The organism is uncultured Adlercreutzia sp., from assembly GCA_910585575.1.
GTDB lineage: Bacteria > Actinomycetota > Coriobacteriia > Coriobacteriales > Eggerthellaceae > Adlercreutzia.
This window is the reverse complement of record CAJUFS010000115.1, coordinates 1-4,589: the sequence shown is the minus strand read 5'-3', so window position 1 is coordinate 4,589 and position 4,589 is coordinate 1. Positions and strand designations below refer to the sequence as shown.

Here is a 4,589-nt window from a genome sequence, read left to right as displayed (position 1 = left end):
TGTCCATCATCTCGCCGGAGTATCGCACCGAGGTCTTCAACGGCTGCGGCACCCCGGATACGGTTGCCAGCACCGAAGAGTACCTGGAGACGGCACGCTCTCTGGCTCGCTGGGCCATCCGCGCCGACGAGGAGTAAACCCTTCGCAGCACAAGCTTGCGCCACCCTCATAGACACGCCATCGGGCTCCCTTCCTCCCCCTTCGCCCGATAGCGCTCGAAGCGAGGCGCCCCTGCCATGCGGGGGCGCCTCGCTTTGCGATAGGACAGCTCAGTCCAATCTGCTTCTTGCGACATTGCGAGCAGAAAAAAAGCGAGCGCCCCGAAGGGCGCTCGCTTTTAATTAAAGCAGCCTGCGATTAAAGCGCTCTGTTTGACACTTACTCGGCGCTTGCCCGCCGTCTACTCGGCGCCGCCGGAGAGGGCGCCGGCCGGAGCCGACGGGGTGACGCCAGCGTGGCCCAGGTCGTAGTTGGTGAGCAGCTGCTCGGCCTCGCGGGCGATGGAGTCGCGCTTGCGCGGGGCGGGAATGGAGCCCGTGCCCTCGTTGAACACCAGCTCTTCGCCGGCCTCGTCCACGGTAACGTCCACCACCGAGCCGCTGGTCCAACGGCCCTCGAGAATCTGCTCGGACAGCGGGTCCTCCAGCAGGCGCTGGATGGCGCGGCGCAACGGGCGGGCGCCGAAGGCGGTGTCGGTGCCTTCCTTCGCCACCAGGCGCTTCGCGGCATCGTCCAGGTTGATGGTCATGTTCTGGGCGATCATGCGCTCGCGCAGCTCGGCCACCATGAGGTCCACGATCTGCACGATCTCGTCCTCGGTCAAGCTCTTGAACACGATGATCTCGTCGATACGGTTCAGGAACTCGGGACGGAAGGCGTTCTTCAGCTCGTGCATGACGCGGCTCTTGATCTCCTTGTCAGACAGACCGTTCTGGCCAGAGTTCGAGAAGCCCAGCGTCGTGGTGGTGGTAATGTCGCGGGCGCCCACGTTCGACGTCATGATGATGACGGTGTTGCGGAAGTCCACGGTACGGCCCTGGGCGTCGGTCAGGCGTCCCTCCTCCAGAATTTGCAGGAGGATGTTGAACACGTCGGGGTGCGCTTTCTCGATCTCGTCGAACAGCACCACCGAGTAGGGACGCTGGCGCACGGCCTTGGTCAGCTGGCCGCCCTCGTCGAAGCCCACGTAGCCCGGAGGCGAACCCACCAGACGGCTGACCGTGTGCTTCTCCATGTACTCGGACATGTCGAAGGACAGCAGCGCGTCCTCGGAGTTGAACAGGAACTCAGCCAAGGCCTTGGACAGCTCGGTCTTGCCCACGCCCGAGGGGCCCAGGAAGATGAACGAGCCTGCGGGGCGCTTCGGGTCCTTCAAGCCCGAACGGCTGCGGCGGATAGCCTTCGACAGCGCGGTGACGGCCTCGTCTTGGCCGATGATGCGCTCGTGCAGCACGCCTTCCATGCGCAGCAGCTTCTCGGTTTCCGCTTCGGTAAGATTGGACACCGGCACGCCCGTGGACATGGACACCACATCGGCAATGTCTTCCACGGTGACGTTCTGCACGGTCTTCGAAGTATCCTCTTCCCACTGCTTCTCGGCCTCTTCGCGCTCGGCCTTCAGCTTGGTTTCCTCGTCGCGCAGTTCGGCGGCACGCTCGTAGTTCTGCTCGCCGATGGCGCGATCCTTATCGGCGCGGCACTTGCGCAGCTTCTCGTCCAGATCGCGCAGTTCCTTCGGCAGCGTCATGTTGCGGATGCGCATGCGGGCGCCGGCCTCGTCCATAACGTCGATGGCCTTGTCGGGCAGGTAGCGATCCTGGATGTAGCGGTTGGCCAGCGACACGGCGGCCTGCAGGGCCTCGTCGGTGAAGTGCACGTTGTGGTGCGCCTCGTACTTGTCGCGCAGGCCCTCCATAATGCGCACGGCCTGCTCTTCGTTGGGCTCGTTGATGGTAAGCGGCTGGAAGCGGCGCTCCAGGGCGGAGTCCTTCTCCAGGTGCTTGCGGTACTCCTCCAGCGTGGTGGCGCCGATGATCTGGATTTCGCCGCGAGACAGGGGCGGCTTCAGGATGGCGGCCGCGTCGATGGAGCCCTCGGCGGAACCGGCACCGATGATGGTGTGGATCTCGTCGATGAACAGCAGCACGTCGCCGGCGTCCATGACCTCCTTGATAACCTTCTTCAGGCGCTCCTCGAACTCGCCGCGGTACTTCGAGCCGGCCACGAGCGCCGACACGTCCAGCGTGATGAGGCGCTTGTCGCGCAGGATGTCGGGTACCTGGTTGGCCACGATGAGCTGGGCCAGGCCCTCGGCGATGGCGGTTTTGCCCACGCCGGGCTCGCCCAAGATGAGCGGGTTGTTCTTCTGGCGACGCGACAGGATTTGCATGACGCGCTCGATTTCCGAAGCGCGACCGATGACCGGATCCAGCTTGCCGTCGCGGGCCTTCTTGGTCAGGTCGGTACCGAACTCGGTGAGCATGGAGTCCGACGGGCCCGGGGCGCCGTCGAATCCGGTGCGGCCGGCGTAGACCGCCGACTGCCCCACCAGGTCGTTCAGGGCGCCGCGCACGTCGTCGCCCGACGTGCCCATGCGGCTGAGCACCTCGAGCGCGGTGCCTTCGCCCTCGCGCACAATGCCCAACAGCAAATGCTCGGTGGAGATGTAGGACTGGCCCATCTGCATGGCCTCGCGCAGGGAGTTCTCCAGCACGCGCTTCACGCGGGGCGTGAAGGACAAGTGGCCGGACACGTCGGTGTCCTCGTCGATGGTGACCACCTGGCGGATGGTTTGCACCACCCCGTCGTAGGTGACGTTCAGGCGCTCGAGCGCCTGGGCCGCCAGGCCGTCCTTCTCCTGGATAAGACCGAGCAGGATGTGCTCGGTGCCCACATAGGGCTGGTGAAGCGAGCGCGCCTCATCCTGAGCCAGGACCAGCACCTTGCGTGCCTTGTCCGTGAATTTCTCGAATGACATGGTTGCCTCGTTCCTTGGTTGGTGCCCGCTTTTCCATGGTGCTCTCTCAAAAATCAGACACGTCGGGCACGGTAAATAGTTCGAAGCCAGTTTAGCACTCGCGTCAAGGAATTGCTAAATCTGCTTTAACCGAATTCCCTGTTTGTGGGCACGTTGTGTATATGGGCGAGAAAGTCAGGGAAGAGACGGGGCGAAAATCGGCACGCAACGAGGCGGCGGCGCACCTTGGCGGCCGCAAGAACGCGAGCTAGTACTCCGTCTCGCCCTCGTCGTCGGCTTCGCGCGTCGCGGGGGCGCCCCCGTCGCGCGCTGCGTCCTTCGCCGAGTCGCAAGCCGAGTCGCGGGCCGAGTCCCTGGCGGAATCCCGTGCGGCATCGCGCGAGGAGTCCTCGGCGGAATCGCGGGCGCCGTCGCGCTCGGAGTTGCGCTTCACATCGCGCTCGATCTTGCGCAAGTTGGCGTTCTGGTACTCCGACACGAAGCCGGCCGAGAATATGCCGCCGGGGATGGCCACCAGGGCCACCGACAGGAACATGATGATGGCGCCCACAATGCGCCCGGGCACCGTGATGGGCACGATATCGCCATAGCCTGTGCCCGTCACCGTTTCCACAGCCCACCACAAGCCCGAGAACAAGCTGTTGAACTCCTTGGGCTGGGCCGGATGCTCGATTTCGTACATCACCACACTGGCCACCACAATGAGCAGCCCGATGACGAGGAACGCCGCCACAATTTCCGAACGCCGGTTCACCACCACGCGCCCGATGGTGCGCAAGCCGCGCATGTAGCGGCTGATCTTGATGAGGCGCACGAGTCGCACGAGGTTGATGGCGTTGCGCAACGCGGGCGTGATGGGAAGGAACCACGCCAGCATATTGGGGAAGAACGACAAAAGATCGATGATGCCCAAAGGAGAAATGATGTACTTGAGGCGCGCCTTGGCCGGCGAGACGTGGCCGTAGGCCAAGTCGGCAATCCAAATACGGGCGGCGTATTCCACGGCGAAGCAGGCCGTGGAGAAGGTGTAGAAGACCTGGATGATGTCGCCGGCCACCGGATCGAGCCCCGGCTGAGCCGAGACGAACACGATGGCCGCATTCAGCACAATAAGCACGAACAAGGCAATGCCGACGATCTTCCCTGGCAGATTCGCCTTGCGGATGTTCTCCAAGGCGTAGAAGGTCTGGCGCTTGAACTCGGAGGAATCGCCCAACTTGGCGCGCAGCTCTTCGCGCCGCGTGCGATCGCTGTCCTTGTGCCTGCGCAACGCCATGGGCTCCTCCTTTCGCGCTCCATTCGCTCCCTTGCCGATAGACAGCCGTAACGGGCAACCACCGCCGGGGGGCGGGCACCTGACGAGCTGTCATCCTTTGATTCTAGAGCAAAAGGCCCGCACCTTGAGGGTGCGGGCCTTTTGTAAGTAATCTGGTAACTGAACGCAACAGCCAGCAACGCTGTTGCGGCCTCAGCCTAGTACAGCTTCGCGCCGGCGGGGATGCGGTCGTCCACCATGAGCAGGTTCAGGGCCTCCTCGGGCTCACCGTCCGGACCCGGCACCTCGTGCACGGCGCTGATGATCATGCCGCAGGAATCGATGCCCATCATCTTG

At 63.8% G+C, this 4,589-nt stretch carries 2 protein-coding genes; both read right to left on the bottom strand.

The window, feature by feature from the left end; all coding sequences use genetic code 11:
* Positions 1–400: 400 nt before the first annotated feature.
* A complete protein-coding gene (locus QZ307_RS10770; RefSeq protein ID WP_295999708.1) occupies positions 401–2,977 on the bottom strand; it encodes an ATP-dependent Clp protease ATP-binding subunit in 2,577 nt (858 codons plus the stop codon).
* Positions 2,978–3,224: 247 nt separating this feature from the next.
* Complete coding sequence (locus QZ307_RS10765; RefSeq protein ID WP_295999707.1) at positions 3,225–4,253, bottom strand: ion transporter; 1,029 nt, start codon at positions 4,251–4,253, stop codon at positions 3,225–3,227.
* Positions 4,254–4,589 lie beyond the last annotated feature (336 nt).

Coding starts and splice junctions, on each gene's coding strand:
- QZ307_RS10770 (WP_295999708.1), bottom strand. CDS start 2,977: ATGTCATTCGAGAAATTCACGGACAAGGCACGCAAGGTGCTGGTCCTG.
- QZ307_RS10765 (WP_295999707.1), bottom strand. CDS start 4,253: ATGGCGTTGCGCAGGCACAAGGACAGCGATCGCACGCGGCGCGAAGAG.